The following is a 26,917-nucleotide window of genomic DNA, read 5'->3' on the forward strand; positions in this document are numbered from 1 at the left end:
GGTGACCGCGGACGCTTTCGTGTTCTGCCGGTTTCAGCGGGAGGATCTAGTCCTCCGCCTGAGAGCCGCCGCTAATAATGTCGAGCGTCTTTGTGTCCGCAGTCAGCATGATCGCCGCTTCATCACGTCGGTGCCGTAGAACCGAATCGAGGTAGGACTGAACAGCTTCCGCCAGCGGCACGTTGCGGTCCTGTTTCTCAGACATGTACCAGCGGTGTTCAAGCACCTCGTGCACCACTTCCGCCGGCTCCAGCTTCCCGCCCAGCTCACGGGGGACCGCCCGGACGATCGGTTCGAAAACGTGGGCAACCCACTGGTGCGCACTGATTTCCTCGTCGAGACCGGGCGTGTTGTCGGCCCTGTAAGCGTCCATATCGTTCAGGAGGCGCCGGGCCTGGTTCTCCTGGGCGTCAATGCCGGTGAGGCGGATGAGGCGGCGGCTGTGATGCCCTGCGTCGACCACCTTGGGCTGCAACTGGATCTGCGATGTTTCCGAGACAGTCTTGATCGCGTACTCTTCGACGTCGAAACCAAGCTCGTTGAGCCGACGGATACGGGCGTTCACCCGCCACCGCTCGCCAAGCTCAAACGACTCCTGCTCGGTGAGCTCTGCCCACAGTCTGCGATAGCTGTCCATGATCAGCTCACTGGTGGCGAGGGGATCCACCTTCTCCTCGATGAGGCCGCCTTCCGAGAGGTCCATCAGTTCACCGGCGATGTTCACACGAGCGATCTCGAGGTCGTACTCGCGCTGCCCGTTCGAGAGCTCCGGGTAGAGCTCTCCGGTTTCGGCGTCCACGAGATAAGCAGCGAAAGCGCCGGCATCGCGGCGGAAGAGCGTGTTGGAGAGCGAGACGTCGCCCCAGTAGAACCCAATGAGGTGCAGCCGCACCAGCAGAAGGGCCTGCGCGTCGATCAGACGGGTCAGGGTGTCCTTGCGGAGCATCTGTGAGAAAAGTGCACGGTACGGCATGGAGAACTTCAGGTGCCGGGTCACCAGGACAGGATCGAGATCCTCGCCGTCCAGGGACTTTCGGCCGGTGATGACCGCAACGGGCTCCACGCAGGGAACGTCCAGGCGCTGAAGCTTACGCAACATGTGGTACTCATGCCGTGCGATGTGTTCGCCGGTTTCCTTCACGGCGATCACGGAGCCGCCGAGGTGGGCGAACCTCACGATATGCCGGGATATACCGCGCGGAAGGGCAGCGAGATACTCGGCCGGCCACTCCTCCAGGGCCAGGTGCCAGGGCAGATCGAGGAGCTCGGGGTCAGTTGCCGCGGCGGTGATATTCAGGGACCCCAAGGCACTTTCGCCCAGAGCGCTTCCGGACCGGGGCAACTTGCCGGGCTGGTTGTAGTCCGTGGGTTCATCGTGCCAATTGGCTTGGGTCGAATCAGTCATGGGTGGTTTGTCCTATACGACGACGGTGGCCCCTGGCGGTTGATCTTACCGTCAACCGACAGGGGCCACCGCCCTGGATGAGTACCTAAGCGCTAGCCGGCGCCAGTGTTACACGTGGTCCGCCAGGCGGAGTCCGTCCTTGGTGTCGAAGAGGTGCACGTGGCCCTTCTCCGGGCGGACGTAAACGGTGTCGCCCTTCATCGGAGGGCGGCGACCGTCGACGCGTGCCACGATGTCGTGCTCCCGTCCGTCGAGCGTGGTGTGCCCGTAGAGGTAAGCGTCCGCGCCGAGCTCCTCGACGACGTCGACCTCCACCTGCAGGCCTTCACCGGCGGGAGCCAGCGCAAGATCCTCGGGACGGACACCCAGGGTCACTGTGGCACCATGTGCGGAGCTGAGCACCTCGCGGGGGACGGGGTAGGTGGTGTCGCCGAACTTCACGCCGGCCTCGGAGGTGGGCAGCTCGAGCAGGTTCATGGCGGGGGAGCCGATGAAGCCTGCAACGAAGACGTTCTGCGGACGCTCGTAGAGGTTGCGGGGGGTGTCGACCTGCTGAAGGATGCCGTCCTTGAGAACCGCGACGCGGTCGCCCATCGTCATAGCCTCGACCTGGTCGTGGGTGACGTACACGGTGGTGACGCCGAGGCGGCGGGTGAGCGAGGCGATCTGGGTGCGGGTCTGGACCCGTAGCTTGGCGTCCAGGTTGGACAACGGTTCGTCCATGAGGAAGACCTGCGGGTTACGGACGATTGCGCGGCCCATGGCGACACGCTGGCGCTGACCACCGGAGAGGGCCTTCGGCTTGCGGTCGAGGTACTGCTCGAGGTCGAGCAGCTTTGCTGCTTCGCGGACACGCTGCGCGCGCTCTTCCTTGGAGACGCCGGCGATCTTCAGGGCGAAGCCCATATTGTCGGCGACGGACATGTGCGGGTACAGCGCGTAGTTCTGGAAAACCATCGCGATGTCGCGGTCCTTGGGGGGAACGTCGGTAACGTCGCGGTCGCCGATGAGGATTCGCCCGGAGTTGACATCTTCGAGACCTGCGAGCATCCGGAGGGAGGTGGACTTTCCACAACCGGAGGGTCCTACGAGAACGAGGAATTCGCCGTCTGCGATCTCGATGTTGAGCTTGTCTACGGCGGGCTTGTCGGTGCCCGGGTACAGGCGAGTAGCCTGGTCAAACGTTACCGTTGCCATTTTTTTCTTATCCTTTTCACGGGCAGGTACGTGCCCGACGATCCGTTGTGAATGGAATATCTCTTCAGTTTTGAATCGACTCAGTCGCGTTGCGGCCGAAGTCGACCGAGCGTGAACTGGGTCACAAGAAGAGAGTATGGCATGAACTCAGGCGGATACGCCAGCACTTCTTAGCGTGACGAGCTCTCGAAGGACATGTACAAGTTCCTCGGGCGCCGTAATCCTGAAGTGTGCAGCGGTGTCACCGTCGCCGACCTTGATCCCGACGTCCGGCGGTGTCAGCGTTTTGAGTGCGTGCTCATCGGTGACGTCGTCACCAGCAAACACCACCGCCGTCGCGCCCGTCAGTTCGCGCAGCGACTGCAGCCCCCGCCCCTTGTCTGCCTGCACCACCGAGAGCTCGAGTACGTTCTTCCCATTGCTCAGGTGGACACCGTCGAGCTCTGAGAGTGCGGTGAGTGCAGCGGTGGTGGCCGCCTCGGCCGTTGGGCTGTCCGCGGTCCTTGTGTGAAGAACGACGCCGGCCGGTTTCAGTTCCAGGAGGGTGCCCGGGTGGGCGTCCACCACCTTCTGCACCGCATCCGTTGCACGTTCGAGAATTTCAACCTGAGACGGGGTGAGCGTCAGGGGAGCACCGTCCGGGCCGGTCCACGTTTCAGCCCCATGGCTGCCGATGAGCAGGGTTTCCGGTTCCGGTGAGGCGACGAGCCGCAGGCTGTCCAATGCGCGTCCCGAGATGAGCGCCGTCGTCGTGCGCGGAAGCTGCGCCAGCTCGCGGAGGGCAGCAGCAGATCCCGGCAGGGCACGTGCGTCTTCCGCGCGGTCAACGAGCGGCGACATTGTGCCGTCAAAGTCCAGCGCGACCAGCAAGTGGTCGGTGGCTGCTGCAGTGGCGAGCGCGGACAGCAGTTCTGCGTCCAGATGCTCAGACAAGGGCTTCCTCCCTGGTTCCGTTCTGCAGTTCGGCAAGGAACGCCTTGGACCAGCGTTCGACGTCGTTCTGCAGCACCTGCCGGCGCATGATGCGCATGCGGCGGGTCGCTTCCGCTGGAGTCATCTCCAGGGCGGATCGGATCGCGGACTTGAGCCCGTCGATGTCGTGGGGGTTGACCAGAATCGCCTGGCGCAGCGTGTCGGCGGCGCCGGCGAACTCGCTCAGGACCAATGCGCCCCGGTTGCCCGTACGAGCGGCGACGTACTCCTTGGCCACCAGGTTCATGCCATCGCGAAGGGCCGTCACGAGCATGACGTCGGCAGCGAGGTAGAGCGCAACCATCTCCTCCACGGGATAGCTGTGGTGGAGGTAGCGGATGGCGGTGTTGGCGATGGTGTCGTACGTGCCGTTGATGCGTCCGACGGCGCCCTCGATCTCCTCACGCAGCAGGCGGTACTGTTCAACCCGTTCGCGGCTGGGGCTGGCGACCTGGATTAGCGCGGCGTCCTCCACCTGGACCAGGCCGTCGGCCAGGAGTTCCTCGTAGGCCTTGAGTCTGTGGCCGATGCCCTTGGTGTAGTCGAGCCGGTCAACGCCGAGCAGGATGTGCTTGGGGTTGCCCAGCTCGCGGCGGATCTCCTTGGACCGCTCGATGATGTCAGGACGGTGCGCAAGGTCCACGATCCGCTGCACATCGATGGAGATGGGGAAGGCCTCCGCCCGCGAAACGTAGTCAGGGGCGCCGTCCTCTCCCTTCACCTGCACCTGCTGCTGCCGGATCGACAGGCCGAGGAAACGCCGAACGCAGCGAAGGAAGTTGCTTGCATCGCTGGGGCGCTGGAAACCGATCAGGTCGGCCCCGAGGAGCCCCTCGATGACCTGCCGCCGCCAAGGGAGTTGCGCGTAGATTTCCAGCGGTGGGAAGGGAATGTGGTTGAAAAAGCCGATCTTCAGGTCGGGACGTGCCTTGCGCAGCAGTTTGGGCACGAGCTGCAACTGGTAGTCCTGGACCCACACTGTTGCACCTTCCGCTGCAACGGCGGCGGTGGCCTCGGCGAAGCGCTCATTGACGCGCGTGTAGGACTCCCACCAGTGACGGTGGAACTCCGGCGGCGCGATGACGTCGTGGTACAGCGGCCAGAGGGTCGCGTTGGAGAAGCCCTCGTAGTAGTCCTCAACATCTGTTGCGCTCAGTGGGACGGGGACGAGCCTCATGTTCTCGTGGTCGAAGGACTTCAGGGTCTCGTCGGCAGCTCCGTGCCAGCCTACCCAGGCGCCGTCTGCCTTCTCCATCACGGGTGCGAGGGCGGTGACCAGGCCGCCAGGTGACCGCCGCCAGGTGCCGTTGCCGTCGTCGTCGTTCACGCGGTCAACCGGCAGCCGGTTGGAAACGACTATGAATTCAAACTCACCGAACGATGTGTCACCCGATTGCATGCGGTCTCCCTGACGTTAGTAGCCTTACTTACGACTCTAGCCGGTCGCAAGGGGCGCTTGCGGTCGGGGAATTCCCAGCCACGTCCCATAAAATCGCGAAGTATCCATACGTAACTAGCGATGAGGAAGAATGACGCCGAGCACGCCCCGACCCACCAAGGCACAACGCAAAGTGGAGGCACGAGAACAAGCCCGGCAAGTCATGGAGGAACGGAAGCGCCGTGAGCAGCGCGCGTCGTTCCTCATCAAGTGGGGTGTGGTCGCGGCGGTCATCGCCATCCTCGTGATCATCGGTTTGATTATTGCCGGGAACATCCGCGGCCAGATTCCCGACGCCGGTCCCGCACCTGCGCACGGCAACGAGAACGGTGGCATCACCCTCACCTCCAGCACCGAACTCGCGGCCGCCGACGCCGGCGAGGTGGACATCGCAAGCTTGCCAGAGGAAGACCCCAGCCCGGCAGACCCGCCGCCCGGAATCCAGGCGTCTGCTGCGGACGAACCGGTGCAGGTGGTTGCCTACGTCGACGTCAACTGCGTGCACTGCGCGAACTTCGAGCAGACCCACGGCGAGCAGATCAAAACCTGGCTCGACGAGGGGGCGATCACCTTCGAATACCGCAACCTCGCCTTCCTGGACGGCAACTCGCAGACGCGGTACTCCTCGCGGAGCGCGTCGGCCCTGGCATGTGTGGCGGACTCTTCGCCCGAGTCCTACTGGGACTTCTCAGCCGCTCTGTTCGGCAACTTCCAGAACGGTGAACTGAGCGATGAAGAACTCGCGGACAAGGCCGAGCAGGCCGGAGCCGGCGACATCTCCGGTTGCCTCGAGGGAGGAACCTTCCGTCCCTGGGTGAAATACAGCACCGATGCGGCGGCCGCGTACGGCATCAACGGCACGCCGACGGTCTTCGTTGACGGTGAGCAGGTCACCGACGCAGTCAGCGACTTCGTAACGTTCACCCAGGAGAAGATCGACGCCAAGAACTGACGCGTCGCCGCTGCCTAATTTCCCGGCAGCGGCGACGCTGGGCTAACCTTGTGTAGCGTCGCCGTCGTGACTACGGCTTGTAGCTGGACGACGACTGCGCACGCTGGCTCGGCCAGTTCGCCTCCTTAGCTCAGTTGGCCAGAGCACCTGTCTTGTAAACAGGGGGTCGCCGGTTCGAATCCGGCAGGGGGCTCCACTAAACCCCTTCTGATCAGGTGAAACACCTATCAGGAGGGGTTTTGTCCTGTCAGAACCATGTCAGAAAAGGGGAGCGTGATCGTGGCTGAAATCGGCAACACCGGAAGCCGGCTTCGCAGGGCAGCGGGACCGGTAATCCGTTGGTCGGTACTGTCTGCGGTCGCGCTCGCGGTGATCGCCGTCGTCGTCGGATTTTTCCTCACCGGCGAGCAACGCGGGTATAGCGGTACCGCCACTGTGGTCGATACCGAAATGAACAAGATCTGTGACGTACTGGTCACGACTCCCGGCAGGGCCGAATACCGCTACAGTTTGCGGTCGGACTCGGATTACTGTTCCTCGCTTGCGCCGGGAACCACTGTGACCATCGAAGACGGCGAGATCGTCAGCCCGGCACCTTACTGATCCGGCGTAGATCTGTTCTTCAGTCATGACCACAAGGAATCAGCAAGCTTCAACCGACATTCTTCATGCGGGAGCAGCCGCCAAGACCTGGCGAGAGTTCTCACCGGGCGGGGTCCTCGTTCGCCTCCTTGCAACGGACCCCGCCCGGCTGACTCCGGACGGCGGCCTAAGGGTCAGCTCTGCAAGTCGAAATCGAGGTCAAGGCACTCCGGGCTGGACAGCTGCCGCCAGGCTGAGGTGATCGTTGCAGTGGGCAGGGCGGTTGCAATCGGCATGCGGTCTGCCGCAACGAGCTGTCCGAGGTTGAGGCCCGTCAAGGCTTCAATGTCTCTGACCGGTACCTGGAACGTGCGGAAAGGTCTCAAGGGAGGTGCCTCATCCAGCGCTCCGGGCGGAGGGACGTCAGGAAGTTCACCCAGCTGAGGTGTCTGATCCACGACATAGCCCGTGGCGCCGAGCTGACCTTCCACAAGGAATGCCGCGATTTTGAAGTAACGCAGCGGAATTTCGGTTCCCCTGTAGAGGGGGTCCTGTTCACTGAAGATTGGCCCAGTGAACACGGTTAGGCGGCGCCCGTGATCAGCGGCGTTCTCCAACAGGTACGTCTCGAGGCCGAGCCATAGCTCCAGGCTCTGATTGAAGCGGGCTGCCTGGGGTGCCGCGTTGGTGTAGAAGAAGGTGTCGGCATTTGCCTGTGCTGCCTGGTCCCGGGTGCCGCCCCATACCGCCGATGCCCGTCGAACCAGATGCCCCCTGTCAATGCCATTACGCGCGTAGACGCGTTCACCGGTCTGGTGGTCCTCCGGGAGGCGGGGGTCCAGCCTCCAGTCGATTCCTTCGCGTCCAAGCTCCATCAGCTGCGAACCGTCAATACCGAGTGCAGTGACTGCGGCCAGCCGCTTGTCCGGCCGCATCACGATGGAGAAGTTGGTGTACGGCAGGACCGTTGTCTCGAAATATTGCAGGGACGGCAACGGCAGGGGTATGCCAAGGAAGTTCTCGTCGTATCCCTGGCGGTCGGACAGGTCGTCGATGGCCATCGTCAGGGTCTCGGGCAGAAGTGCATCCATCCGCGGAACCTATCAAGGCCAGTTGGCCGCAACCTTAACTGCAAACCAAATTCAGCTGATCCCGGCGGGTGCAGCGCCATGATGAGGCGCTGCACCCGGAACAGATCACTTGCCGATTAGCTCCTGGACATAGTCCTTGAGGGACGTTGTGGGGCGTCCTATCAGCCGGGCGAGGGAGCCGTCGGTGTCGGCGAGCAATCCGTCAGCAATGTTCGCATCGAGCGCGGCCACGAACCCGGCAGTTCCCTCATCGAGACCGAAACCCTGCAGCGCGGCAACGTGCTCGTCGCTAGAGACGTTGTCGACGCCGACTTCCCGGCCAGACGCGGCTTCGACTGCGTCTGCAAGTTCGCGCATGTCCCAGGCATGGTCCCCGCCGAGCTCCAGCACGTCGCCCGCAAACTGATCCGAAAGCAGCGCGACCGCAGCAGCCTCGGCGTACTCACTTCTGGTGGCGCTTGCCACGCGACCATCACCGGCGCTTGTCAGGATGCTCCCCGTCTGTGCGGCCTGAAGGATTGTGTTGTTGTAGTTCTCGAAGTACCAGTTGTTCCGCAGGACGGTGTACGAGAGGCCCGACTGCTCGAGCATCTCCTCTGTCGCCTTGTGATCGGGTGCGAGGATAAGTGATGACGTTGAGGCCTTGGGCGCGCTGGTGTAAACCAGACCGGCGCCAACCTTGCGGGCGGCGTCAATCACCGCCTTGTGCTGAAGAACGCGCTTGCCTACCTCGCTTCCGGAGATGAGCAAGACCTTATCGGCTCCGGCGAAAGCAGCATCCAGGGTTGATGGGTCTGAGTAGTCGATCCTTGCGGTGAGGACGCCGAGTGCCGAGAGTGTCTCGAGCACCTCCTCGTTACGCCCGCCCGCGATTATCTCTGCAGGCTTGACGCCCCTGGCAAGCAAATGCCGGACAACGTGACGTCCAAGTTCTCCTGTTGCTCCGGTAACGACGATGGTCATGAGGCTCCCTTTCTCGAAGTGGATACGCTTGCTTCAGGAGCAACTAAGACCAATCTCTAATGCTTCCCGGTTCAGGCAGCACGGACCCATTCAACGCTGTGGCCCCAACCACCGTGGTCGATGTCCAGAGGTGCGCCGTCCTCCCCGCAGCATGTGTCCACCGGCTCCCCGTAGCCCTCGCAGGAGGGATCGGTGCACCGTTCCGACAGGGTTCCCGCGTACTCGTTCGCGAACTCGTTTTCCCACTGATCCACCTGACAAATGGCCCAGGCATCGCCCTGATCCGCGAGGTCGCGCAGCTCCTCGATGGAGTAGCGGCGCCCACGCTCAGGATGCCGGGCAGGGGGCTGTGTACCGCTGGCCGCTGGACCGCTGGAAGTGTGGTCTGAAATGTTCATGCGTCCAAGGTACTGCTGCCCTCCGACATTTCCGTGGGGCGTCTTTGGCGAGTCCGCAATCAGCTCTCAGCTGACCGGCCGCAGGGCCGATTGGACGGCAATCAGGCCGGGCCCAAAGTCCGCGTCATAGATGTCCTGAAGAGTGCCGTCGTCGTACACCACCGTGACAAACAGATAGCCGTTCTCGATCCAGGAGGTGAGTATTTCAGTACCTGCATCCTGATGGAGCTGCTCCTGCAGGGCAAGCAGCTCCTCTTCGGTGCTACTGCCCGGGTTCTCCTTATCCAGGCGCGGATCAAAGGTGGCCGGCGGATCATAGAGCGAGAGTGGGACAGGCGGCTGTGTCATGGTAAAGGCTGTGCCGTCCCAGGTTCCCTGGACCGCATAGGTCCCCTACATCACCTCCGACGCACTAGTCGACTGGTCGACGCCGGACCAGTCCCAACCAATGATCTTCGGCCCCGAGCACTGCGGAGGAAAGGACTCCATGACCGGGCCGAGGCAGAATACGGGCGGCTCCTCGCCGACCGACAAAACCGTGCCCTGCCCAATCATCTCCCCGGAAGCGGGAGGCGGGGAAACTGTACCGGAACCGTCGCCCGGAGCGGTCGCTGCACCACAGGCGGCGATAAACAGCACAGCTAGCAGACCGAGGAGGGCTTCCCTCACCAGACTGACTCCAAATCTGCGTGCACGGCGGCAAGCAATCTCACCGGATCATCCAGATAGTCAACCGGCCGATCACCGTGCAACTCACCGTTCGCGACGACGAACCACTGAAGAATGTGCCGGTCCTTCCAGCCTGCGTCCAGAGCAATTTGTGCCACTTCGGCAATGATCGGACGGACGGCGTGGGCCGCCATATCGAACTGGAAACCCGGGTAGAGCACCCGGCCGGCCTTTGTGGCCACGCCAAGGATGCGACGCTCGGCCGCCAGGCACCCCGCCGGCGGATAGTGCGGCCCTAAAAGGGCATCGACGTCCGCCGCGCTCAACAGCCCGAATTCAACCTCGATGGCCACCCATCGGGCACACGCCGCCCTGACGGACCGCGCAACCGCGTCCTGATAAGCAGTCGCATCACGCACGACTCGGGCGGAGCCGCTTCTCATAGCAACAAGGTACTGCTACGAACAGCTCATTTGAACACTTGATGGATATTCGACATCGAATCGCGATATGTGACGCCTACGACGGCCGGCACGCCTCATCCAGCTGGCTGACCGCTTCCTCAGGCACCTCGTCACCGGCGGCCGCAATGTCACGAAGCGGATCGACGATCTCGGCTGGAAGTCCCGCAGTCTCAGCGGCATCGACCAGCCCGCCGAGGATCTCCCGGTCTTCCGCGCTGACGCCATCGCTCACCAGCCGGCACACCTGAGCCCGGACTTCATCTGCGGCCGCGCCGGCCGCTTGCGACGCGGCGTCACCGGCAATTTCTTCAACCTGGCTGCACCCGGCCAGCGCGCCGGCAAGGCAGAGGGACACGAGAAGGGCTGGAACCTTTTTCACGGTTCCAGTCTAGGATGCCGGTGGCTATCAGCGGTCGAGGTCCTCGGGATCGAACTGGCTGAGCGGAGAGCCACCGAAGTTGGCCGGGTCATCGCTCGCGTCGGCTTCCTCATCATCCATCGGCTCGCCGAAATCGACGTCGGCTGCCGCCTCTCCGATGGTCGGTTCCTCGGGAGGAATTTGCTCGTTCCCGTACCGGAAGCGCTCTTCCTCGGTCTCGTCCCGAAGGCTCTGGTCGTCGGCGTCCGCGCCGGTGCCGATACCGGGTTCGTCCTGGAGTAGGGGATCCTGTTCCCAGTTGTCCGGATCATTCTCTGCTGCCGTCGGATAGTCGTCCGGCTGTCCATCCTGCACGGGATCGAGGGCTTCTGGTGCTATCGATTGGTTGGCAGCGTCCGGTTCCTCGCCTACGACGTGCAGTTCCTCATCGGGAAGATTCTCAGTCATGACCGATCCTTTCGACGATTATCTCGGGGTGGCACCCGATTCAGTAAGCCTACTGATCATTAAGGGCGGAGGCCAGTCGATGGGAGGGAGTCTGGCGAACTCCCTCCCATCGGTCACACGGAATCCCTCCAACTGTGGTGCGGTTCGAAGCCCAGTAGGCGCCGGGCCTTGTCGATGGACAGGAGGGTCTCGTGTTCACCGACCTCCTTCACCAGTTCGACGGCGGGAAATACCTTGGCGGCAAGCGATGCACTGGATCGGCTCATGACCGTGTCGGCCGCGGCGATGATGAACCGGTCGAACCCCTTCGAAGCGTGCTCGAGGGCGCAGAGGACCGCCTGCGCCCCGTCCCGGCCATCGATGTAGCCCCACAGGTTCCACTTCCGCAACATCGGGTCCGCGTCGAAGGACGGGAAGTCAGCGTAGTCAGCCGGATCCATCACATTGCTGAACCGCAGCGCGGTGATGCTCAACTCCGGATCCCACCGGGTGAGCTGGATGGCCATCTGCTCCTCGAGGTGCTTCACCATGGAATACGTGCTCTCGGGGCGTGCGTCGTACTCCTCGTCCACCGGAATATAGGGAGGATCCTCGTCGAAGGGCAGCCCGAGAACCGTCTCGCTGGAGGCATGAACAATGCGCTTGATGCCTGCCCGCCTGCTCGCCTGGAAGACGTTGTAGGTGGCATTCATGTTGTTGCGGAAGGTCGCCGCGTCAGCCTGCAGGCCCGGCGCAGGAATCGCTGCCAGGTGCACGACGGCGTCAAACCCGGAATGCCGTTCGTCCACACCGTGGAAGGCATCCGCAACATCGCCGTAGTTTGTGAGGTCGATAGAAAGGAAATCGGGGCCGCGCTCGCCGCGGAGGTCCAGGCCGAGCACCTCGTGCCCTGCCTCGCGCAGCCCCGTGACAACGCTCCGGCCGAGCTTGCCGCTCGACCCTGTGACAGCGATCCTCACGCGGGCCGCTTCTCGGGCGAGGTGGTCTTCGCCGGATCGGTCTCCGCGAGGTGCCCGATGACCTCGTCAATCCGCTTCATAACCACAGGTTCCAGCGTCACACCGGCGGCTGCGACGTTGGACTGCACCTGCTCAGGCCGGGAGGCGCCGATGATCGCGGAAGCGACATTTGGATTCTGCAGCGTCCAGGCGATGGCGAGCTGGGCCATGCTCAATCCCGCCTCATCCGCGATCGGCTGGAGCTTTTGCACCCCCGTGAGCACTTCATCCGACATCCAGCGCTTGATCATGTCAGCGCCGCCCTTTTCATCCGCCGCGCGTGATCCCTGTTGCGGCGCCTGTCCCGGCTTGTACTTTCCGGTAAGTACACCCTGCGCCACGGGGGACCAAACGATCTGCGAGATGCCCAGTTCCTCAGACGTCGGAACCACCTTCTCCTCGATGACCCGCCAGAGCATCGAATACTGGGGCTGGTTGGAGATGAGCTGGAAGCCGAGGTCCTTCGCCAGCGCGTGCCCGGCGCGCAACTGCTCGGCCGTCCATTCGCTGACACCGATGTAGAGGGCCTTGCCGTGGCGTACGACGTCGGCGAAGGCCTGCATGGTCTCTTCCAGGGGAGTTTCGTGGTCGTACCGGTGGGCCTGATAGAGGTCCACGTAGTCGGTCTGCAGGCGCTGCAGGGAACCGTCGATCGACTCCATGATGTGCTTGCGGGACAGGCCGGCGTCGTTATGGCCCTTGGGGCCGGTGGCGCCCCAAACCTTCGTGAAGATTTCGAGTGACTGGCGCCGTTCACCCTTCAGCGCTTCGCCCAGGACTGTCTCAGCCGCGGTGTTGGCGTAGACATCCGCCGTGTCGAAGGTGCTGATTCCGGCGTCGAGTGCTGCACGGACGCACTGCGTGGCGACGTCGTTCTCCACTTGGGAGCCGTGCGTCAACCAGTTTCCGTAGGTGATTTCCGAGATTTTGAGCCCGCTGTTGCCGAGGTATCTGAATTCCATGCGTTCGATGCTATCCATGCTGATGATCGCCGGTACAGGGGTCTGCCGTAGGTGATCAGAACGAACGGCTAGACTGAATCGACGCCTGCCGACCAGCTGTGATTGAGGACAATGGGTACCTTTACCGCGCGATTTGCCACCGAGGAAGAACGCAAGAACTGGGATGCGCTGGTCACCGCCAACCCGAAAGGCGGCAATCTGCTTCAGTCCGCGGCGTTCGCGGAGGTCAAGTCCCACCACGGCTGGAAGCCGCTCTTCCTGGTGTTCGAGTCACCGGAATACACGACCTACAACCTGGTCCTTGAGAAGAAGGTGCCGCTGCTCGGGTCGCTCTGGTACCTGATCAAGGGCCCAGACGTTGCAACTCCCGAGGACGTTCCTGAAGTCCTGTCCGCGTGCCGGGCCTTCATCCGAGAGTCGAAAATTCCCGTCTTCGCGGTGAAGATTGAGCCGGACATCGTCGACGGCGAGGAGGTCCGCGCACTCTTCCGCCGTGCGGGGCTGGAGAAGGCGTTCAACCTGCAGCCGAACGACCACACGGCAATCCTGGACACCACGCCGGAACCCAATCAACTGCTGCGCAACCTGCACTCCCGCGGACGCAACGCGGTGCGGCGTGCGGAACGCGAAGGCGTCACCGTGCAGCGCATGGAGCCCACCGACGAGAATTTCCGGACGATGTACCGCTTGATGGCGCACATCGAGGACCGGTCGGCTGCCCGGCTGCGTTCCTTCGACTACTACCAACGGTTCTGGTCCAACTTCGTCGCGGCGGGACAGGGCCGGCTGTACTTCGTGCACGAGGACGGCGAGCCTTCCGTCGGTGCCTTTGTCATCAACTACGGGCGCAAGGGAACGTACAAGGACGGCGGTTCCAAGCCTGGGCGGTCGCAGTACGGGGATTCCCACCTCCTGCAATGGGTGGCGATCAACGACCTGAAGTCCGAGTTCGGCATCGTGGAGTACGACTTCTGCGGCACGCCGCCGAGCGATCAGCTCAAGGACAAGACACACCAGCATCATGGCCTGGGCCTGTTCAAAACCAGTTTCACCAAGACCGTCACGGACTTCGTGGGCTGCTATGACATGGTGCTTAATCCCATGAAGTACCGTGCTTGGCAGAAGATCGGTGAGCGGGTCATGCGTCAGCTGTATTGGCGGCGGACGCACCAGCCGTTCTACTAAAGCGGAGCGTAGAGCGAAGAACACGCGCGACAGGAAGTAAGGGGCACGAAGTGGCAGACAACACCGGTGCAGACAAGCGCCGGAGCCCGGAAATCAACCCTTCCCCCAATGCACAGCCGTTGCCGGTTGTGCCAAGGACGACGACGCCGGGCAAGGCGCGGACGAAGATCTCCCGAAGGACCGGCGGGGCCGGGCACACGACCCCAAGCAGCCCTACCGATGCGCTGCCGATCACGCCGCAGGCTGCCCGCCCCGACCGCTCCCAGGTTGCAGCGCGCAAAATGCTGCGGCGGCTCGTCCAGGGAGAAGCGCCGCCGACGCAGGCCATGAACCTGATGGAGCGACTCGCGGGAAGCCCCTATGCGAATCCCACGATCCAGGTCGGTGGTCCTGACGTCAGCGCCCGCCGCACGTTGGACTTTGCCCTCAACCTCGCCGAGACCATGTTCCGTTTCGGCGCCGGTGCGCTGGAAGTGGAGACGAGCATCATCGCCGTGACCGCAGCTTTCGGGCTCGAGAACATCGAGGTGGACATCACCAACCAGTCGGTAATCATCAACTACTCGGGCAAGGACCAGACACCCACAACGGTTCTGCGGGTGGTGAGGTCCTGGACCAATAACTACGCCGGCCTCACCCGGGTTCACCAGTTGGTGACCGACATCGTTGCCGGTGGCGTCGACCGGTCCGAAGCGATCCGCCGGCTCGACGAGATCACACGCAAACCCAAGCCCTTTCCACGCTGGATGGTAACCGCGTCATTCGGCATCTTCGCAGCGGCAATCGTGGGCTTCATCGGCGGCGGCCCCCTCGGGTCGCTGATCGCTTTTGTCAGTTGCATCGCGGTCGACCTGCTGTTGCGCCAGCTGGGCCGCTGGCGGGTTCCGGAGTTCTTCACCACCGCCACAGCCTCAGGGCTGGTGACCCTGATCGCGATGCTCATGTGGTGGCTGAATGCGCCAATCTCACCGGCGCTGGTTGTGGTTGGCGGCATCCTGCTGTTGCTCCCTACAGGCCGACTGGTCTCCGCCACGCAGGATGCGATCAACGGGTTCCCCGTCACTGCGGCAGGGCGTTTCCTGTCCGCCTTCCTGGTTTTCGCCGGGTTGGTGTCGGGCATCGCCGTCGCGCTTGTATTTGGCAGTTTCCTCGGAGTTCCGGAGCTGGACGTTACGACGTCGGAGGGCTCCCTGTACCCGCTGCCGGTCGTCGCGGTGCTCGTGTTCATAGCTGTTGCCATGATCTGTATCGCCGAGCAGACAGACATTCCGCTGATCGTTCCCACGGCGCTCATAGGAACGGCAGGCTTCCTGCTGTACTCGCTGGTCGTGTACCTGGGCGTCGGTTATCGGCTTGCGCCGGCGATTGCTGCAGTGCTGATCGGTATGCTCGCACGTGTGGTTGCCCTGCGCATGGGAGCGCCGCAGCTGGTGGTTGCCGTCCCGGCGGTTATGTTCCTTTACCCGGGGCTCACCGTCTTCCGATCCATGTACGACCTCACCATCGAGGGCGATGTGTCCGGTGCGGGAGCGGTTGGGCTGTTCAACGCGCTGACAATCATCCTGGCCATCGCCGGCGGGGTTGTCCTCGGCGACAATCTGGCCAGGCCCTTCACACGAAAGCTCAGCAGCAACGAAAGGCGACGGAACCGCCGTCGTTGATCGGAATCAGTTGCTGAGCCAGTCCACTGGCTCAGCGCCCTGCTCGACCAGCAGTTCGTTGGCCCGGCTGAAGGGGCGGGAGCCGAAGAAGCCGCGAGACGCCGACAGTGGGCTTGGATGGGCGGACTCGATCAGTGGCGTGGCTCCCAGCAGCGGTTTGAGCTGCGCAGCGTCGCGTCCCCACAAGACCGCGACGAGCGGTTGCCCGCGGGCTACGAGGGCACGGACGGCGGCATCGGTGACGGCTTCCCAGCCGATCTTCCGATGGGATCCCGTCACCCCGGCGCGCACCGTGAGCACGCGGTTCAACAGGAAAACCCCTTCTTCTGCCCAGCCCGACAAGTCTCCGTGCGTAGGAGGTGAGGCCTGCAAATCGGAAGCGAGCTCCCGATAGATGTTGACCAGGCTCCGCGGCAGCTTGGTCTGCCGGGACACCGAAAAGGACAGCCCGACGGCGTGACCCGGGGTGGGATAGGGATCCTGGCCGACAATGAGCACCTTCACGCGACTCATGGGCTGGCTGAAGACTCGGAGGATGTGCTGTGGGCCGGGCAGCAGTTCGACGCCGTCGCGCTGCTCGGCGGCCAGCACCCGTGCCAGCTCGTGGACGTGGGGCTGGACGTGCCGCAGCGCGGCTGCCCAATCCGGGGCCATCACGTCCTCGAGCATCGCAGGCGGTGCGAAGGGAAGCTCCGCGGCCGCCGGAGGAGTGTTACTGCCGGATTCTGCGGCGTTGATCCCGAAGAGCGCGGGGTGGGCGACGGCGTCATTCATCCCTCAATCCTGCCAACTCGACGGGAAAAACCAGCAAATGACAACGGTGTGATTTGCCGTCTACCATGGACGGAGGAATCGGCAGGATACAGGAAATTGGGCGGTGTGTCGTGGTTTTTGATGGATCCGCTGCGCGTGCAGAGGTAACGGAGCAGGTGAGCGGAGGTGGCACCGCCGACACCGGCAGCTCCGGGCTCAGCGAGCGGGAGCAGCGCATGCTGGAACTCGAACGCCAGTGGTGGAAATACAGCGGCGCCAAGGAACAGGCGATCCGTGAGCTGTTCGACCTTTCAGCAACGCATTATTACCAGATCCTGAATGCGCTGATCGACACCGAAGCGGCACTCGCGCACGATCCGATGCTGGTGAAGAGATTGCGTAGACTACGAACAACCCGCCAGCGCGCGCGTTCAGCGCGCCGGCTCGGCGTCGACGTCTGAGCCCAGCACCACACGAGCCAAGGATTTCCCCTCCATGACCCAATATCCCCGCGACGAGTTTGACCGGGTACCCGAATCCGCCGCACGCCAGGGAGTTCATCGGGAGCGGATTGTTCCACCGCGGACCGGCGGTCTGGTGTTCAAGATTGTGGCGGGCCTGCTGGTGCTTGCCGTGGGTCTTGCCGCCTACTTCCTTTTCCCGCGCCTCGGCATCGGCCAGGCGAGCGAGGTAAGCGCCGGAACCGCCGTTATCCCCACGGCGCCGGTAACGGCTGAGGAGACCGCGGAAGCCGCGGAGGCAGACCCTGTTGGGGAGTCGGCATCCAAGGAACCGGAAGAACAGCAGGAGCCCAGCGCTGAACCTTCCGAAGACGGAACCGCCGAAGTTGACGCCGTGCCGTCGGAGGAGCCCAGCGAGGAGCCTTCGCCCGAGCCCGAGCCGACGGAGGCTGCCGCCGTCGTCGACCGTTCCCAGCCCGTCACGGTACTCAACGCAACAACAGTAAGCGGCCTGGCCGGCACGGCCGCCGGGCGCCTCCAGTCCGACGGCTGGACTGTCGGCCAGATCGGGAACTGGTCGGGCCAGCAGCTGCAGGGCTCCATCGTGCTGTACAACGGCGAGGAACAGCGCGCAACAGCCGAGGCACTGGCGGCAGTGCTCGGCATTCCCACCGTGCAGGGCAACGCCGGGCTTGCTGGCGGCGTCACCGCAGTGGTCGGGCCCGGCTTCCAGTAACCGCGATCAATCGGCGATCAGGGCTCGGCTCGCTCCGCTCGGGTTAAAGATCAATAACATTCCCTGTGTTCTGCGTCACTGCTTTGGAGAAGTGGGATTAGATGTATCTCAGCCCTGCCATCATCAGCGGCGGGGGATCTACACAGTGGGAGAACAACATGGCGCAGGGAACCGTGAAATGGTTCAACGCTGAAAAGGGATACGGCTTCATCACGGTTGATGAAGGTGGAGCAGATGTCTTTGTGCACTGGTCCGCGATCCAGATGGACGGCTATCGCGCACTCGATGAGGGTCAGCGCGTTGAATTCGAGATCGGAGAAGGTCAGAAGGGGCCGCAGGCTGAGTCCGTGCGGCTCGCATCCTGAGCCGGCCCACTCTTTAGCGAACGACGACGGCGCGTTGCCTTCCCGGGCAGCGCGCCGTCGTTGTTTTTCGCGGGGCGAACAGCTTGCACTCCCACGGTGTGAGTGCTAATTATTGAGTTAGCACTCAGGCGTGATGACTGCTAAAGCCATCACAGGCGAGTGAACCAGGCAACCTCTGTGGTGAGGGCTCGTCAGGGAAGTAAAGGATTCTTTCCGGGTGGGCCCGTCCGTCGCGGGCATCACAGGCCGGTAGCAGCTGATACGCATGACCGTCCCGAAAGGACCAAAGCCGTTATGGCCAAGATCATTGCTTTTAATGAAGAGGCACGCCGCGGCCTCGAGCGCGGGTTGAACACCCTCGCTGACGCAGTCAAGGTTACGCTCGGCCCCCGCGGTCGCAACGTTGTTCTTGAGAAGAAGTGGGGCGCTCCCACGATCACCAACGACGGCGTTTCCATCGCCAAGGAGATCGAGCTCGACGATCCGTACGAGAAGATCGGCGCCGAGCTGGTCAAGGAAGTTGCCAAGAAGACGGACGACGTGGCTGGCGACGGAACCACCACCGCCACCGTCCTCGCCCAGGCCCTCGTGAAGGAAGGCCTGCGCAACGTTGCAGCCGGCGCTGACCCGCTGAGCCTGAAGCGCGGCATCGAGAAGGCAGTCGACGCCGTTACCTCCGAGCTGCTTGCCTCCGCCAAGGAGATTGAGACCAAGGAAGAGATCGCAGCAACCGCTTCGATTTCTGCCGGTGACCAGCAGATCGGTGACCTCATCGCTGAAGCCCTCGACAAGGTGGGCAAGGAAGGCGTCATCACCGTCGAGGAGTCCAACACCTTTGGCCTGGAGCTCGAGCTCACCGAGGGTATGCGCTTCGACAAGGGCTACATCTCCGGCTACTTCGTCACTGACGCAGAGCGCCAGGAAACTGTCCTCGAGGACCCCTACATCCTGATCGTCAACTCGAAGATCTCCAACGTGAAGGACCTCGTTGCAGTTCTCGAGAAGGTCATGCAGTCCGGCAAGCCGCTGCTGATCATCGCCGAGGACATCGAGGGCGAGGCCCTGGCCACCCTGGTTGTCAACAAGATCCGCGGCACCTTCAAGTCCGTGGCCGTGAAGGCTCCCGGATTCGGCGACCGCCGCAAGGCTCAGTTGGCTGACATCGCCATCCTCACCGGTGGCCAGGTCATCGCCGAAGAGGTCGGCCTCAAGCTGGAGAACGCAACCCTCGACCTGCTGGGTCAGGCACGCAAGGTTGTTGTCACCAAGGACGAGACCACCATCGTCGAGGGTGCCGGCAACGCCGAGGAGATCGCAGGCCGCGTCGCGCAGATCCGTTCCGAGATCGAGAACTCCGACTCCGACTACGACCGCGAGAAGCTGCAGGAGCGCCTGGCCAAGCTGGCCGGTGGCGTTGCAGTCATCAAGGCCGGCGCAGCCACCGAGGTTGAGCTCAAGGAGCGCAAGCACCGCATCGAGGACGCAGTCCGCAACGCGAAGGCTGCCGTTGAGGAAGGCATCGTCGCCGGTGGCGGCGTTGCCCTGATCCAGGCCGGCGCCAAGGCGTTCGCCAACCTGAGCCTGGAAGGCGACGAGGCAACCGGTGCAAACATCGTTCGCATTGCCATCGACGCTCCGCTCAAGCAGATCGCCTTCAACGCAGGCCTTGAGCCCGGCGTTGTCATCGAGAAGGTTCGGGGCCTGTCCGCCGGCCACGGCCTCAACGCCGCAACCGGTGACTACGAGGACCTCCTCGCTGCCGGCGTGAACGACCCCGTGAAGGTGACCCGCTCCGCACTGCAGAACGCGGCTTCCATCGCAGGCCTGTTCCTCACCACCGAAGCAGTTGTCGCGGACAAGCCTGAGAAGGCTGCTCCCGCCGGCGGCGGCGACGAGATGGGCGGCATGGGCGGTATGGGCGGCTTCTAAGCTCCCCCGCTTCGCGCTGAATCAGTACGCGTAAAGGCCGGTCACCTCAAGAGGGTGGCCGGCCTTTCGCCTTTCTGGTTGACGCTCCGTTGGGGGTGCGGTTAGTGCATGAACATGCGGGCGTTGTTGAGCTCTGCCTGGGTGTATTGGTCGGTGGCGACGCTCAGAGCCTGATTGATGCTCACGAGGGATTCCTCGACCTTCGCCTGCGTTGCGCGCCAGTCGGTGACAAGTTGCTGGAAGTTGGTGGATGCCTGGCCCTGCCACTCCGACTCCAGCGAGCGAAGCCCGGCCTGCATGGCGTTCACCTCCGCCTGCAGGCGGGCAACCGTGTTCTGGACGTCTGCGCTCTTGGCGGCGAGTGAATCAGTGTCAACGTGGAAATAGGTCATGGTTTCCTCCCGTGGGTGCCTGAGTCTCCGACGCTAACCGTGCAGGAAAACGCACGCGGGGGAGGGGGACGGAATGTGCAAAACCCGCCTTGGGTCGGTTTGATGTGGAGGAGGACCGGTCGCCAGGGGAAGTGGGACCTACAACCTCCGCCGTGAAAGTTCAGTCGTCGTCCGTCGAGGCGTGTCCGGCGTCGTACGGCAACCGGATGGAGAGTGTGGCGCCGCCGCCGGGGGTCTCTTCCAGCCGAACTGTGCCGTCGTGCTGGGCAACCAGCGCCGCCACGATGGCGAGGCCGAGCCCTGTTCCACCGGTTTCCCGGTGGCGGGACGAATCCGCCCGATAGAAGCGTTCGAAAACCCGGGCTGCGTCTTCCTCCGAGATGCCGGGACCGTGGTCGCGCACTTCGATGACGGAATCGCTACGGCCGTGAATGACCGGTGCAACCCCTACCGCAACCTCGATTGGAGATCCTTCCGGCGTGTAGCGCAGGGCATTGGTCATAAGGTTGGCTACCACCTGGCGCAGGCGCGCTTCATCACCGATTGTCGGCGCGTGCCGGGCGGGACCGCCGTCGAGCCCTATCACCCGGATGGTGCGGTCGGGTGCGATCGCGCGTGCATCAGTGGCCGCGTCGTTGCCCAGAACCAGCAGGTCCAGCGGCTGGGACTCCAGCGGCCGCTGTTCATCGATCCGGGCGAGGGTGAGGAGGTCTTCAACCAGCTGCCCCATCCGCTTGGCTTCGCTCTCGATGCGTCCCATCGCAGCGCGCACATCCTCCTCGTTCTGGAGGGCGCCGTGCCGATACAGCTCGGAAAACCCACGGATCGTCACCAGTGGCGTGCGAAGCTCATGCGAAGCGTCAGCGACGAACCTGCGCATTTTCCGCTCCGAATCCATGCGAGCGGCAAACGCCGACTCGATGTGCGCGAGCATGGCATTGAGGGAGCGCGATAGCCGGCCGATTTCCGTGGCGGGCCGCTCCACCTCGACACGGCGTGAAAGATCACCCGCGGCAATCGCTGCAGCGGTGCGCTCAACCCGGCTCAGTGGACGGAACTGGCGTGTCACCGCAAGGTAGGCGACGAGGGATGCCGCGGCGATCGAAAACAGTCCGACGGTGAAGGTAATCCGGCCGGCTGACTCGACCGCCTCGTTCACGGTTGCCATAGGAGCGGCGACCACCACCGAGTTGTTCTGCTCGCTGAGGCTGAAGGTCCGGACCCGCCACTCGCTTTCGCCCCTTGTGCCGCTGACCGTGAATCCGCGGCTTTCCAGCCTGGACACCGCCTCGTGGTCAAGCACCGGCAGTTCCGGAACTTCCGACAGGGCGGGAGAGTGCGTGGAGCGTACCTCGTTCCCCTCAGAGTCGAGCCACACACCGTAGAAACGGAAGAGGTTCCCCCTCGGTTCGCTGCCCATGGTGACGATGCTGTCTGTCACGGTTTGGGCGTTCGCCTCGATGTCACGGTCCAGCTGCGTGATCAGGCTGGTGCGAAGCAGCGAGATGGTGACAATGCCGGTAACCGCGACAAGGAACACCATGAGCAGGGTGGTGATCGCGATCAGTTGCGTGCGGAGTGAGGCGGATTTCCAGCGGCGGATCACAGCGGGTACGTCAGGGGAAGCTAGCGCTTGTCCGCGGTGCGCAGCAGGTAACCGACGCCGCGCTTGGTCTGGATGAGTGCGGGCGCATCAGGATTCCGGTCGATCTTGCGGCGCAGGTAGGAGATGTAGGACTCGACGATGGACGCGTCTCCGTTGAAGTCGTACTCCCAGACATGGTCGAGGATCTGCGCCTTCGACAGCACCCGGTTGGGGTTCATCATGAGGTAGCGCAGCAGCTTGAACTCGGTGGGGGAGAGATCGATGACCTGGGAACCACGCCGGACCTCGTGAGCGTCGTCGTCCAGTTCCAGGTCGTCAACGCGGATGACGGCGCCGTCGTCGTCCGTGGGTTGGGTGCGGCGGAGCACTGCGCGGATGCGCGCCACCACTTCGTCCAGGCTGAAGGGCTTAGTCACGTAGTCGTCACCACCGACAGTGAGGCCGGTGACTTTGTCGTCGGTGTCATCCCGAGCCGTCAGGAAGACCACGGGGAAGTGCCGGCCGGAGGCGCGGAGCTTGCGCGTCACGGTGAAGCCGTCCATGTCGGGCAGCATCACATCCAGGACCGCGAGGTCCGGGTTGTGTGTTTCGGCGGCCGCGAGGGCGTCGCGACCGTTGGCGGCCGCCACGACATCGAATCCTGCGAAGCGCAGCGAGGTGGAGAGCAGTTCCCGGATGTTCGGTTCGTCGTCTACGACCAGCAGTTTTGCTTCAGGTGCGGGTTTATTCACGGTCTTCAGTCTGCTCTCCGAATCTGGGAGTTTTCTGAACGTCTGCAGGGAGCGGTCGCCTCAGCTTTGCGGGATATCGGCGGCGTCCATGATCGTGTACGCGTACCCCTGCTCGGCCAGGAACCGCTGCCGCTTGGCTGCGAAGTCCTGGTCGAGGGTGTCGCGGGCAACGACGGTGTAGAAGCGCGCGGCCCGTCCGTCACCCTTGGGACGGAGCAGCCGCCCGAGCCTCTGGGCCTCCTCCTGCCGCGACCCGAAGGACCCGGACACCTGGACGGCGACGGAGGCTTCCGGCAGGTCGATCGAGAAGTTGGCAACCTTCGACACCACGAGGGTGGGTATCTCGCCGGCGCGGAAGGAGTCGAAGAGCCTCTGGCGTTCCTTGACCGAGGTTTCCCCCTTGATGACCGGGGCATCAAGCCGCTCGGCGATCTCGTCGAGTTGGTCGATGTACTGCCCGATGACCAGCAGTTGCTCTCCTTGGTGTGAAGCAATAAGCTTTTCCACCACTGCCGTCTTGGTTTCAGAGGTTGCACACAGGCGGTACTTGTCGCCGTCGTCGGCCATGGCATACGCAACCCGCTCGTCGCGGGGGAGGTCCACGCGGACCTCCACGCAGTCGGCCGGGGCGATGTAGCCCTGTGCCTCGATGTCCTTCCATGGGGCGTCGTAGCGCTTGGGGCCGATGAGGGAAAAGACCTCGCCTTCGCGGCCGTCCTCACGCACCAGGGTGGCAGTCAGGCCGAGGCGCCGACGGGCCTGGAGATCCGCCGTCATCCGGAAAATGGGCGCCGGCAGCAGATGGACCTCGTCGTAGACGATCAGCCCCCAGTCGTTGGCGTCAAGCAGCTCCAGGTGCGGGTAAAGCCCGCCGCGGCGCAGCGTCAGCACCTGGTAGGTGGCGATCGTGACGGGCCGGACTTCCTTCACCGAACCCGAATACTCCCCGATTTCGTCCTCGGTGAGCGAGGTCCGCTTCAGCAGTTCGTCCTTCCACTGCCGCGCAGACACGGTGTTGGTCACGAAAATGAGCGTGGTGGTGGAGCTGGTTGCCATCGCAGCGGCGCCCACCAGCGTCTTGCCCGCACCGCACGGAAGCACGACGACGCCGGACCCTCCCGCCCAGAAGTTCTCCGTCGCCACCTTTTGGTACGGGCGGAGCGACCAGCCTTCTTCCTGAAGGAGGATGGGGTGCGGCGTGCCGTCCACGTAGCCGGCGAGGTCCTCGGCCGGCCACCCCAGTTTCAGGAGCAGCTGCTTCAGCTGCCCGCGCTGCGAGGAATGGACGACGACGGTCTCCCCGTCGACACGCGGACCCAGCAGCGGCTCGATCTTCTTCGCATGCAGCACCTCCTCAAGGACCGGGTAATCGTTGGTCCTCAAAACCAGTCCGTGCTGTTCGTCCTTCTCGAGCCGCAGGCGCCCGTACCGCGACATGGTCTCCTCGATGTCGATGAGGAGGGCATGCGGAACGGGGAAGCGCGAGTACTTCAGCAGCGTATCCAGGACCTGCTCGGCGTCGAGGCCTGCGGCCCGCGCGTTCCACAGCCCGAGCGGGGTCAGCCGGTAACTATGGACGTGCTCCGGCGCGCGTTCGAGTTCGGCGAAGGCCGCGATGGCATGCCGCGCCTCGGTGGCCTGCTCATGGTCCACCTCAAGGAGGATCGTCTTGTCGCTCTGGACGATCAGCGGCCCGTTAGGCATCTGTCGAAGCCCCTTCCACAGTTTCCACTTCCATGATCCGATGCACGGAGATCACGCGCTCGGTTTCCTTCTCCGGGTCGAACACCCGCACTCGTCCCCCATGAACCGACAATGGAACAAACACCTGGCGGCTGGAATTCCCGGCGCTGTCGGCGAACGCGAGCCTGACGGCCTGCTTGGTCCGGATAGCGGTCCGGAGGGTTTCGAGGCCGATCAACGGCTCGCTCTCGGTGCCCGACGCTGCTCCGGGCCTGCCGCTTCCACGGAGAACGTTCAGCTGCGATTCGAGGTCCTCTTCCGTGAGGATCCACGGATTGGTCCTTGCCCCCGGCGATGATAACGACGACGACGACGCACCGCCGGGTGCACGAGGCGCGGCCGGCACACGAAGCGCCAGGCTGGGTGCCGCCCCGCCTTCCAGGGCAGGGGCGTAGCCGAGCTCGCGGAGCGCCGCGGACAGCTCTGCCGGCGTCGCCTGCGCCACCACCACCGTCGGGGCGAGCCGCACCAGTCCCAGCACCGAAGCGGCAGGATCGGCAAGCAGCGAGGTAAGTGCGGCGTCGTCGTCGCTCCGGACGTAACTGAAGGCCGACCCAACGCGCAGTGAGCCGTACCGGGACGCGGTGTCCTCAACGAGGTAGCGCAGCGGTTGGGGGACGCCGGTTGCCGAGTGCTTCTCAAGGAAGGCCACGATGGTGGCCGCGTCCTGGCCCTCATCCAGCGCACGGCGCACGGAAGTAGCCGAGAACCTGTAGACCGCTGCCGGGCCCTGTCCCTCCGCGGTGGCCAGGAGGGCCAGTTCGCGGGCAACCCGGGGTTCGAGGTATCCGGGAGCCACAGCGGTCAGGTCGGCCTGCAGCATGAAGTGCGTGAGCGGTTCGGGGAGGGCCTCGCGAAGCCGGGCAACGGCGTCGTCGAACCGCTCCTCGGCGACTGCAGCGCCGAGCTCGGTGAGGGCCCCGGAACCCAACAGTCCCAGATGTCCCATCTCGGTAAGGATCCCCGGGACCAGTCGGGAGAAGCGGCGGCGCAGCCTCGGTCGTTCCCAGCACAGGCGTTCGAGCACGGGGGGAACGTCGAGGACGGCGGCGCGGCCGTCGTCGTACCCCACGGCCGACCCGGCCTCCGACCCGGCCGTGGTCAGGGCGAGTGCCGCGGCGAGGGTGCGACGGCGGACCGCCGGCGCGTCAGTTCGGGTCGCCTCCGACGACAGCGCGTTAATGGTGCTGCCGGTGCGGAGCTGACCGCCCACCAGGGCGGGAGCGCGTTCGGCATCAAGCCAGGCGTGCACCAGGCGGAGCCATTGTTCGTCGCGTTCGTGAGTGGGCCAGGCGGCGTCGGCAGCCATCCAGCGGGAACTGTCGGGATCCAGCACGATCAGCCGGGCAAGCGCTACCAGCTCCAGGAGCCAGACGACCTGTTCCCGCTCAACGCGGAGTTCATCGGCGAGGCGCCGCACCTCGCGCACCCCCACTCCGCCGGTCCGCAGCGTGGTGACCGGCCCGGCGGCGATCACGGTCAGGAGTTCCGTAACCAGCCGGAGCGTCTCAGCAAGCGCACCGTAGGCTGCGTTGTCCCGCAGGGTTGTGCGGACGCCGTCCAACTGCGGAGCGGGGGGAGTGACGGGCAGCGACCGGACCACCACGTTCCCGCGGGCGGCGCGACCAACTTCCCGCGGAAGCTCCACGTGATTGGCGTCCAGGCGGATCAGCAGGCCGCGTTCGAGCAGCCAGGAGATGGGCGTCGAGGCTCCTGAGGAAGCGACGGGGGCGGACCCGACGGGCGAACCCGCAAGCTTGTGCAGCAGGGCCAGTGCCTTCTCCGGTGCTGATTCGGCGACTGCAGGCCACAGATCCTCCAGCTGATCGGTCAGTACCTGTGCGGCTTCTGCTGCTGACGCCGTTTCCGGGATGGGGAGGCCGGAGGCCCGCAGGACCTCGAGTCCGGTCAGGAGGCGCTCCCCGTAATCGGGGTACTGCCGGGCCAAAGCCGTGAGCGGTCGCCCCAGGCCCGCCGGATATGGGCCGAGCGCATCAGCCACCGCCTCGAGCGGGAAATACGAGCGGCGGCTCCTCACCAACGGCCCGCTCCGGAGCAGGGCCAGCGCGTGCAACTCCTCGAGGTACGGTTCGATTGCGGCGGCAGTGGCCTGCGCGATGTCCTTCTTGAGAGTGGTTGCGGTGCTTCCGTCCGGCGCGTCCGGATCGGTGGCAACAACCACCGTTTCAAGAACCATCAACTGCGGGGCGGTGAGGGATTCCAAAGCCCGCTGGACACTCACCCGGGTGGAGGCGCGGGCGGCCAGGGCCGCGAAGTCAGGCACCGGAGGAAGCACAAGGTCAGGGCGCGCGGCTAGCAGCCTCCTGAGCTCGGCGTCGCTCCGGGAGGCCAGATCCTCGGCTAGGGCGCGGATAGCTGACACCGAATTAACGTTACTCGCACGCCCCTCTGGGCGCTGGTGGAAGGGTGGTTGCGCT

Annotated in this window: 28 protein-coding genes and 1 tRNA gene; 9 read left to right on the forward strand and 20 right to left on the reverse strand. The window is 64.0% G+C overall.

Going from position 1 to position 26,917, the window contains the following annotated elements; genetic code table 11:
* Nucleotides 1–46: 46 nt before the first annotated feature.
* The 4 genes from GC088_RS02210 to otsA form a co-directional block, all read right to left on the reverse strand.
* On the reverse strand, nt 47–1,405 hold the full coding sequence (locus GC088_RS02210; RefSeq protein ID WP_323960278.1) for a DUF4032 domain-containing protein: 1,359 nt from the start codon (nt 1,403–1,405) through the stop codon (nt 47–49).
* 108 nt (nt 1,406–1,513) lie between these two features.
* A complete protein-coding gene (locus GC088_RS02215) occupies nt 1,514–2,602 on the reverse strand; it encodes an ABC transporter ATP-binding protein (RefSeq protein WP_323960279.1) in 1,089 nt (362 codons plus the stop codon).
* Nucleotides 2,603–2,749: 147 nt separating this feature from the next.
* Complete coding sequence (gene otsB, locus GC088_RS02220; RefSeq protein WP_323960280.1) at nt 2,750–3,535, reverse strand: trehalose-phosphatase; 786 nt, start codon at nt 3,533–3,535, stop codon at nt 2,750–2,752.
* Complete coding sequence (gene otsA, locus GC088_RS02225) at nt 3,528–4,973, reverse strand: alpha,alpha-trehalose-phosphate synthase (UDP-forming) (RefSeq protein ID WP_323960281.1); 1,446 nt, start codon at nt 4,971–4,973, stop codon at nt 3,528–3,530. The genes otsB and otsA overlap by 8 nt, the downstream gene beginning before the upstream one ends.
* 130 nt (nt 4,974–5,103) lie before the next feature.
* Between otsA and GC088_RS02230 the strand changes: the two genes are divergently transcribed.
* From GC088_RS02230 to GC088_RS02240, 3 genes are all read left to right on the forward strand, one after another.
* Nucleotides 5,104–5,964 carry a DsbA family protein gene (locus tag GC088_RS02230; protein WP_323960282.1) on the forward strand — a complete coding sequence of 287 codons (861 nt, stop codon included), beginning with the start codon at nt 5,104–5,106 and terminating at the stop codon, nt 5,962–5,964.
* 119 nt (nt 5,965–6,083) lie between these two features.
* Nucleotides 6,084–6,160, forward strand: a tRNA-Thr gene (locus tag GC088_RS02235).
* An 83-nt stretch (nt 6,161–6,243) separates the two neighbouring features.
* A complete protein-coding gene (locus GC088_RS02240; RefSeq protein WP_323960283.1) occupies nt 6,244–6,567 on the forward strand; it encodes a hypothetical protein in 324 nt (107 codons plus the stop codon).
* Between the two features lie 173 nt (nt 6,568–6,740).
* Here the strand turns inward: GC088_RS02240 and GC088_RS02245 are convergent, their stop codons facing one another.
* The 10 genes from GC088_RS02245 to GC088_RS02290 form a co-directional block, all read right to left on the reverse strand.
* A complete protein-coding gene (locus tag GC088_RS02245) occupies nt 6,741–7,637 on the reverse strand; it encodes a DNA/RNA non-specific endonuclease (RefSeq protein WP_323960284.1) in 897 nt (298 codons plus the stop codon).
* 105 nt (nt 7,638–7,742) lie between these two features.
* Nucleotides 7,743–8,600 carry an SDR family oxidoreductase gene (locus GC088_RS02250; protein WP_323960285.1) on the reverse strand — a complete coding sequence of 286 codons (858 nt, stop codon included), beginning with the start codon at nt 8,598–8,600 and terminating at the stop codon, nt 7,743–7,745.
* 71 nt (nt 8,601–8,671) lie between these two features.
* A complete protein-coding gene (locus GC088_RS02255) occupies nt 8,672–8,998 on the reverse strand; it encodes a hypothetical protein (RefSeq protein ID WP_323960286.1) in 327 nt (108 codons plus the stop codon).
* Between the two features lie 66 nt (nt 8,999–9,064).
* Entirely contained in the window at nt 9,065–9,346 is a 282-nt protein-coding gene (locus GC088_RS02260; RefSeq protein ID WP_323960287.1) for a hypothetical protein, read from the reverse strand.
* Between the two features lie 45 nt (nt 9,347–9,391).
* Nucleotides 9,392–9,667 carry a hypothetical protein gene (locus GC088_RS02265; protein ID WP_323960288.1) on the reverse strand — a complete coding sequence of 92 codons (276 nt, stop codon included), beginning with the start codon at nt 9,665–9,667 and terminating at the stop codon, nt 9,392–9,394.
* A complete protein-coding gene (locus GC088_RS02270; protein ID WP_323960289.1) occupies nt 9,664–10,110 on the reverse strand; it encodes a hypothetical protein in 447 nt (148 codons plus the stop codon). The genes GC088_RS02265 and GC088_RS02270 overlap by 4 nt, the downstream gene beginning before the upstream one ends.
* A 76-nt stretch (nt 10,111–10,186) precedes the next feature.
* Complete coding sequence (locus tag GC088_RS02275) at nt 10,187–10,510, reverse strand: hypothetical protein (protein WP_323960290.1); 324 nt, start codon at nt 10,508–10,510, stop codon at nt 10,187–10,189.
* Nucleotides 10,511–10,537: 27 nt separating this feature from the next.
* Complete coding sequence (locus tag GC088_RS02280) at nt 10,538–10,957, reverse strand: hypothetical protein (protein WP_323960291.1); 420 nt, start codon at nt 10,955–10,957, stop codon at nt 10,538–10,540.
* A gap of 113 nt (nt 10,958–11,070) precedes the next feature.
* Nucleotides 11,071–11,916 carry an NAD-dependent epimerase/dehydratase family protein gene (locus GC088_RS02285; RefSeq protein ID WP_323960292.1) on the reverse strand — a complete coding sequence of 282 codons (846 nt, stop codon included), beginning with the start codon at nt 11,914–11,916 and terminating at the stop codon, nt 11,071–11,073.
* The gene (locus GC088_RS02290) at nt 11,913–12,917 is read right to left on the reverse strand and encodes an aldo/keto reductase family protein (protein ID WP_323960293.1); all 1,005 of its coding nucleotides are present in this window, start codon (nt 12,915–12,917) and stop codon (nt 11,913–11,915) included. Before GC088_RS02290 ends, GC088_RS02285 begins: the two co-directional genes overlap by 4 nt.
* Nucleotides 12,918–13,028: 111 nt before the next feature.
* Between GC088_RS02290 and GC088_RS02295 the strand changes: the two genes are divergently transcribed.
* Nucleotides 13,029–14,102 carry a lipid II:glycine glycyltransferase FemX gene (locus GC088_RS02295; RefSeq protein WP_323960295.1) on the forward strand — a complete coding sequence of 358 codons (1,074 nt, stop codon included), beginning with the start codon at nt 13,029–13,031 and terminating at the stop codon, nt 14,100–14,102.
* Nucleotides 14,103–14,152: 50 nt separating this feature from the next.
* Entirely contained in the window at nt 14,153–15,763 is a 1,611-nt protein-coding gene (locus GC088_RS02300; RefSeq protein WP_416377487.1) for a threonine/serine exporter family protein, read from the forward strand.
* A gap of 6 nt (nt 15,764–15,769) precedes the next feature.
* Here the strand turns inward: GC088_RS02300 and GC088_RS02305 are convergent, their stop codons facing one another.
* Nucleotides 15,770–16,537: a uracil-DNA glycosylase gene (locus GC088_RS02305; protein ID WP_416377488.1), complete on the reverse strand. Its 768-nt coding sequence runs from the start codon at nt 16,535–16,537 to the stop codon at nt 15,770–15,772.
* Between the two features lie 155 nt (nt 16,538–16,692).
* Between GC088_RS02305 and GC088_RS02310 the strand changes: the two genes are divergently transcribed.
* The 4 genes from GC088_RS02310 to groL all read left to right on the forward strand — a co-directional run bounded on the left by GC088_RS02310 (nt 16,693) and on the right by groL (nt 20,007).
* Complete coding sequence (locus GC088_RS02310; RefSeq protein ID WP_323961887.1) at nt 16,693–16,977, forward strand: DUF3263 domain-containing protein; 285 nt, start codon at nt 16,693–16,695, stop codon at nt 16,975–16,977.
* Between the two features lie 34 nt (nt 16,978–17,011).
* On the forward strand, nt 17,012–17,713 hold the full coding sequence (locus tag GC088_RS02315) for a LytR C-terminal domain-containing protein (protein WP_323960296.1): 702 nt from the start codon (nt 17,012–17,014) through the stop codon (nt 17,711–17,713).
* A 158-nt stretch (nt 17,714–17,871) separates the two neighbouring features.
* On the forward strand, nt 17,872–18,078 hold the full coding sequence (locus tag GC088_RS02320; RefSeq protein WP_323961888.1) for a cold-shock protein: 207 nt from the start codon (nt 17,872–17,874) through the stop codon (nt 18,076–18,078).
* A 294-nt stretch (nt 18,079–18,372) separates the two neighbouring features.
* A complete protein-coding gene (groL, locus tag GC088_RS02325; RefSeq protein ID WP_323960297.1) occupies nt 18,373–20,007 on the forward strand; it encodes a chaperonin GroEL in 1,635 nt (544 codons plus the stop codon).
* A gap of 101 nt (nt 20,008–20,108) precedes the next feature.
* On the opposite strand, the gene GC088_RS02330 is transcribed toward groL, so the two are convergent.
* From GC088_RS02330 to GC088_RS02350, 5 genes are all read right to left on the reverse strand, one after another.
* Nucleotides 20,109–20,399 (reverse strand): WXG100 family type VII secretion target, encoded by a 291-nt coding sequence (locus GC088_RS02330; protein WP_323960298.1) that lies wholly within the window; start codon nt 20,397–20,399, stop codon nt 20,109–20,111.
* 160 nt (nt 20,400–20,559) lie between these two features.
* Entirely contained in the window at nt 20,560–22,005 is a 1,446-nt protein-coding gene (locus GC088_RS02335; protein WP_323960299.1) for a sensor histidine kinase, read from the reverse strand.
* A 20-nt stretch (nt 22,006–22,025) separates the two neighbouring features.
* On the reverse strand, nt 22,026–22,736 hold the full coding sequence (locus GC088_RS02340) for a response regulator transcription factor (RefSeq protein WP_323960300.1): 711 nt from the start codon (nt 22,734–22,736) through the stop codon (nt 22,026–22,028).
* A gap of 60 nt (nt 22,737–22,796) precedes the next feature.
* Nucleotides 22,797–24,440: a DNA repair helicase XPB gene (locus GC088_RS02345; RefSeq protein WP_323960301.1), complete on the reverse strand. Its 1,644-nt coding sequence runs from the start codon at nt 24,438–24,440 to the stop codon at nt 22,797–22,799.
* Nucleotides 24,433–26,862: a helicase-associated domain-containing protein gene (locus tag GC088_RS02350; RefSeq protein ID WP_323960302.1), complete on the reverse strand. Its 2,430-nt coding sequence runs from the start codon at nt 26,860–26,862 to the stop codon at nt 24,433–24,435. The genes GC088_RS02345 and GC088_RS02350 overlap by 8 nt, the downstream gene beginning before the upstream one ends.
* Nucleotides 26,863–26,917: the final 55 nt, after the last annotated feature.

Origin of the sequence: Arthrobacter sp. JZ12, assembly GCF_035189165.1 — a bacterium.
Lineage (GTDB): Bacteria > Actinomycetota > Actinomycetes > Actinomycetales > Micrococcaceae > Arthrobacter_D.

What these genes read in the sequence shown, in the direction of transcription:
- GC088_RS02210 (WP_323960278.1), bottom strand. Translation starts at nt 1,405, where the DNA reads ATGACTGATTCGACCCAAGCCAATTGGCACGATGAACCCACGGACTAC.
- GC088_RS02215 (WP_323960279.1), bottom strand. Translation starts at nt 2,602, where the DNA reads ATGGCAACGGTAACGTTTGACCAGGCTACTCGCCTGTACCCGGGCACC.
- otsA (WP_323960281.1), bottom strand. Translation starts at nt 4,973, where the DNA reads ATGCAATCGGGTGACACATCGTTCGGTGAGTTTGAATTCATAGTCGTT.
- GC088_RS02230 (WP_323960282.1), top strand. Translation starts at nt 5,104, where the DNA reads ATGACGCCGAGCACGCCCCGACCCACCAAGGCACAACGCAAAGTGGAG.
- GC088_RS02245 (WP_323960284.1), bottom strand. Translation starts at nt 7,637, where the DNA reads ATGGATGCACTTCTGCCCGAGACCCTGACGATGGCCATCGACGACCTG.
- GC088_RS02250 (WP_323960285.1), bottom strand. Translation starts at nt 8,600, where the DNA reads ATGACCATCGTCGTTACCGGAGCAACAGGAGAACTTGGACGTCACGTT.
- GC088_RS02255 (WP_323960286.1), bottom strand. Translation starts at nt 8,998, where the DNA reads ATGAACATTTCAGACCACACTTCCAGCGGTCCAGCGGCCAGCGGTACA.
- GC088_RS02260 (WP_323960287.1), bottom strand. Translation starts at nt 9,346, where the DNA reads ATGACACAGCCGCCTGTCCCACTCTCGCTCTATGATCCGCCGGCCACC.
- GC088_RS02270 (WP_323960289.1), bottom strand. Translation starts at nt 10,110, where the DNA reads ATGAGAAGCGGCTCCGCCCGAGTCGTGCGTGATGCGACTGCTTATCAG.
- GC088_RS02280 (WP_323960291.1), bottom strand. Translation starts at nt 10,957, where the DNA reads ATGACTGAGAATCTTCCCGATGAGGAACTGCACGTCGTAGGCGAGGAA.
- GC088_RS02290 (WP_323960293.1), bottom strand. Translation starts at nt 12,917, where the DNA reads ATGGAATTCAGATACCTCGGCAACAGCGGGCTCAAAATCTCGGAAATC.
- GC088_RS02295 (WP_323960295.1), top strand. Translation starts at nt 13,029, where the DNA reads ATGGGTACCTTTACCGCGCGATTTGCCACCGAGGAAGAACGCAAGAAC.
- GC088_RS02305 (WP_416377488.1), bottom strand. Translation starts at nt 16,537, where the DNA reads ATGAATGACGCCGTCGCCCACCCCGCGCTCTTCGGGATCAACGCCGCA.
- GC088_RS02315 (WP_323960296.1), top strand. Translation starts at nt 17,012, where the DNA reads ATGACCCAATATCCCCGCGACGAGTTTGACCGGGTACCCGAATCCGCC.
- GC088_RS02320 (WP_323961888.1), top strand. Translation starts at nt 17,872, where the DNA reads ATGGCGCAGGGAACCGTGAAATGGTTCAACGCTGAAAAGGGATACGGC.
- groL (WP_323960297.1), top strand. Translation starts at nt 18,373, where the DNA reads ATGGCCAAGATCATTGCTTTTAATGAAGAGGCACGCCGCGGCCTCGAG.
- GC088_RS02330 (WP_323960298.1), bottom strand. Translation starts at nt 20,399, where the DNA reads ATGACCTATTTCCACGTTGACACTGATTCACTCGCCGCCAAGAGCGCA.
- GC088_RS02345 (WP_323960301.1), bottom strand. Translation starts at nt 24,440, where the DNA reads ATGCCTAACGGGCCGCTGATCGTCCAGAGCGACAAGACGATCCTCCTT.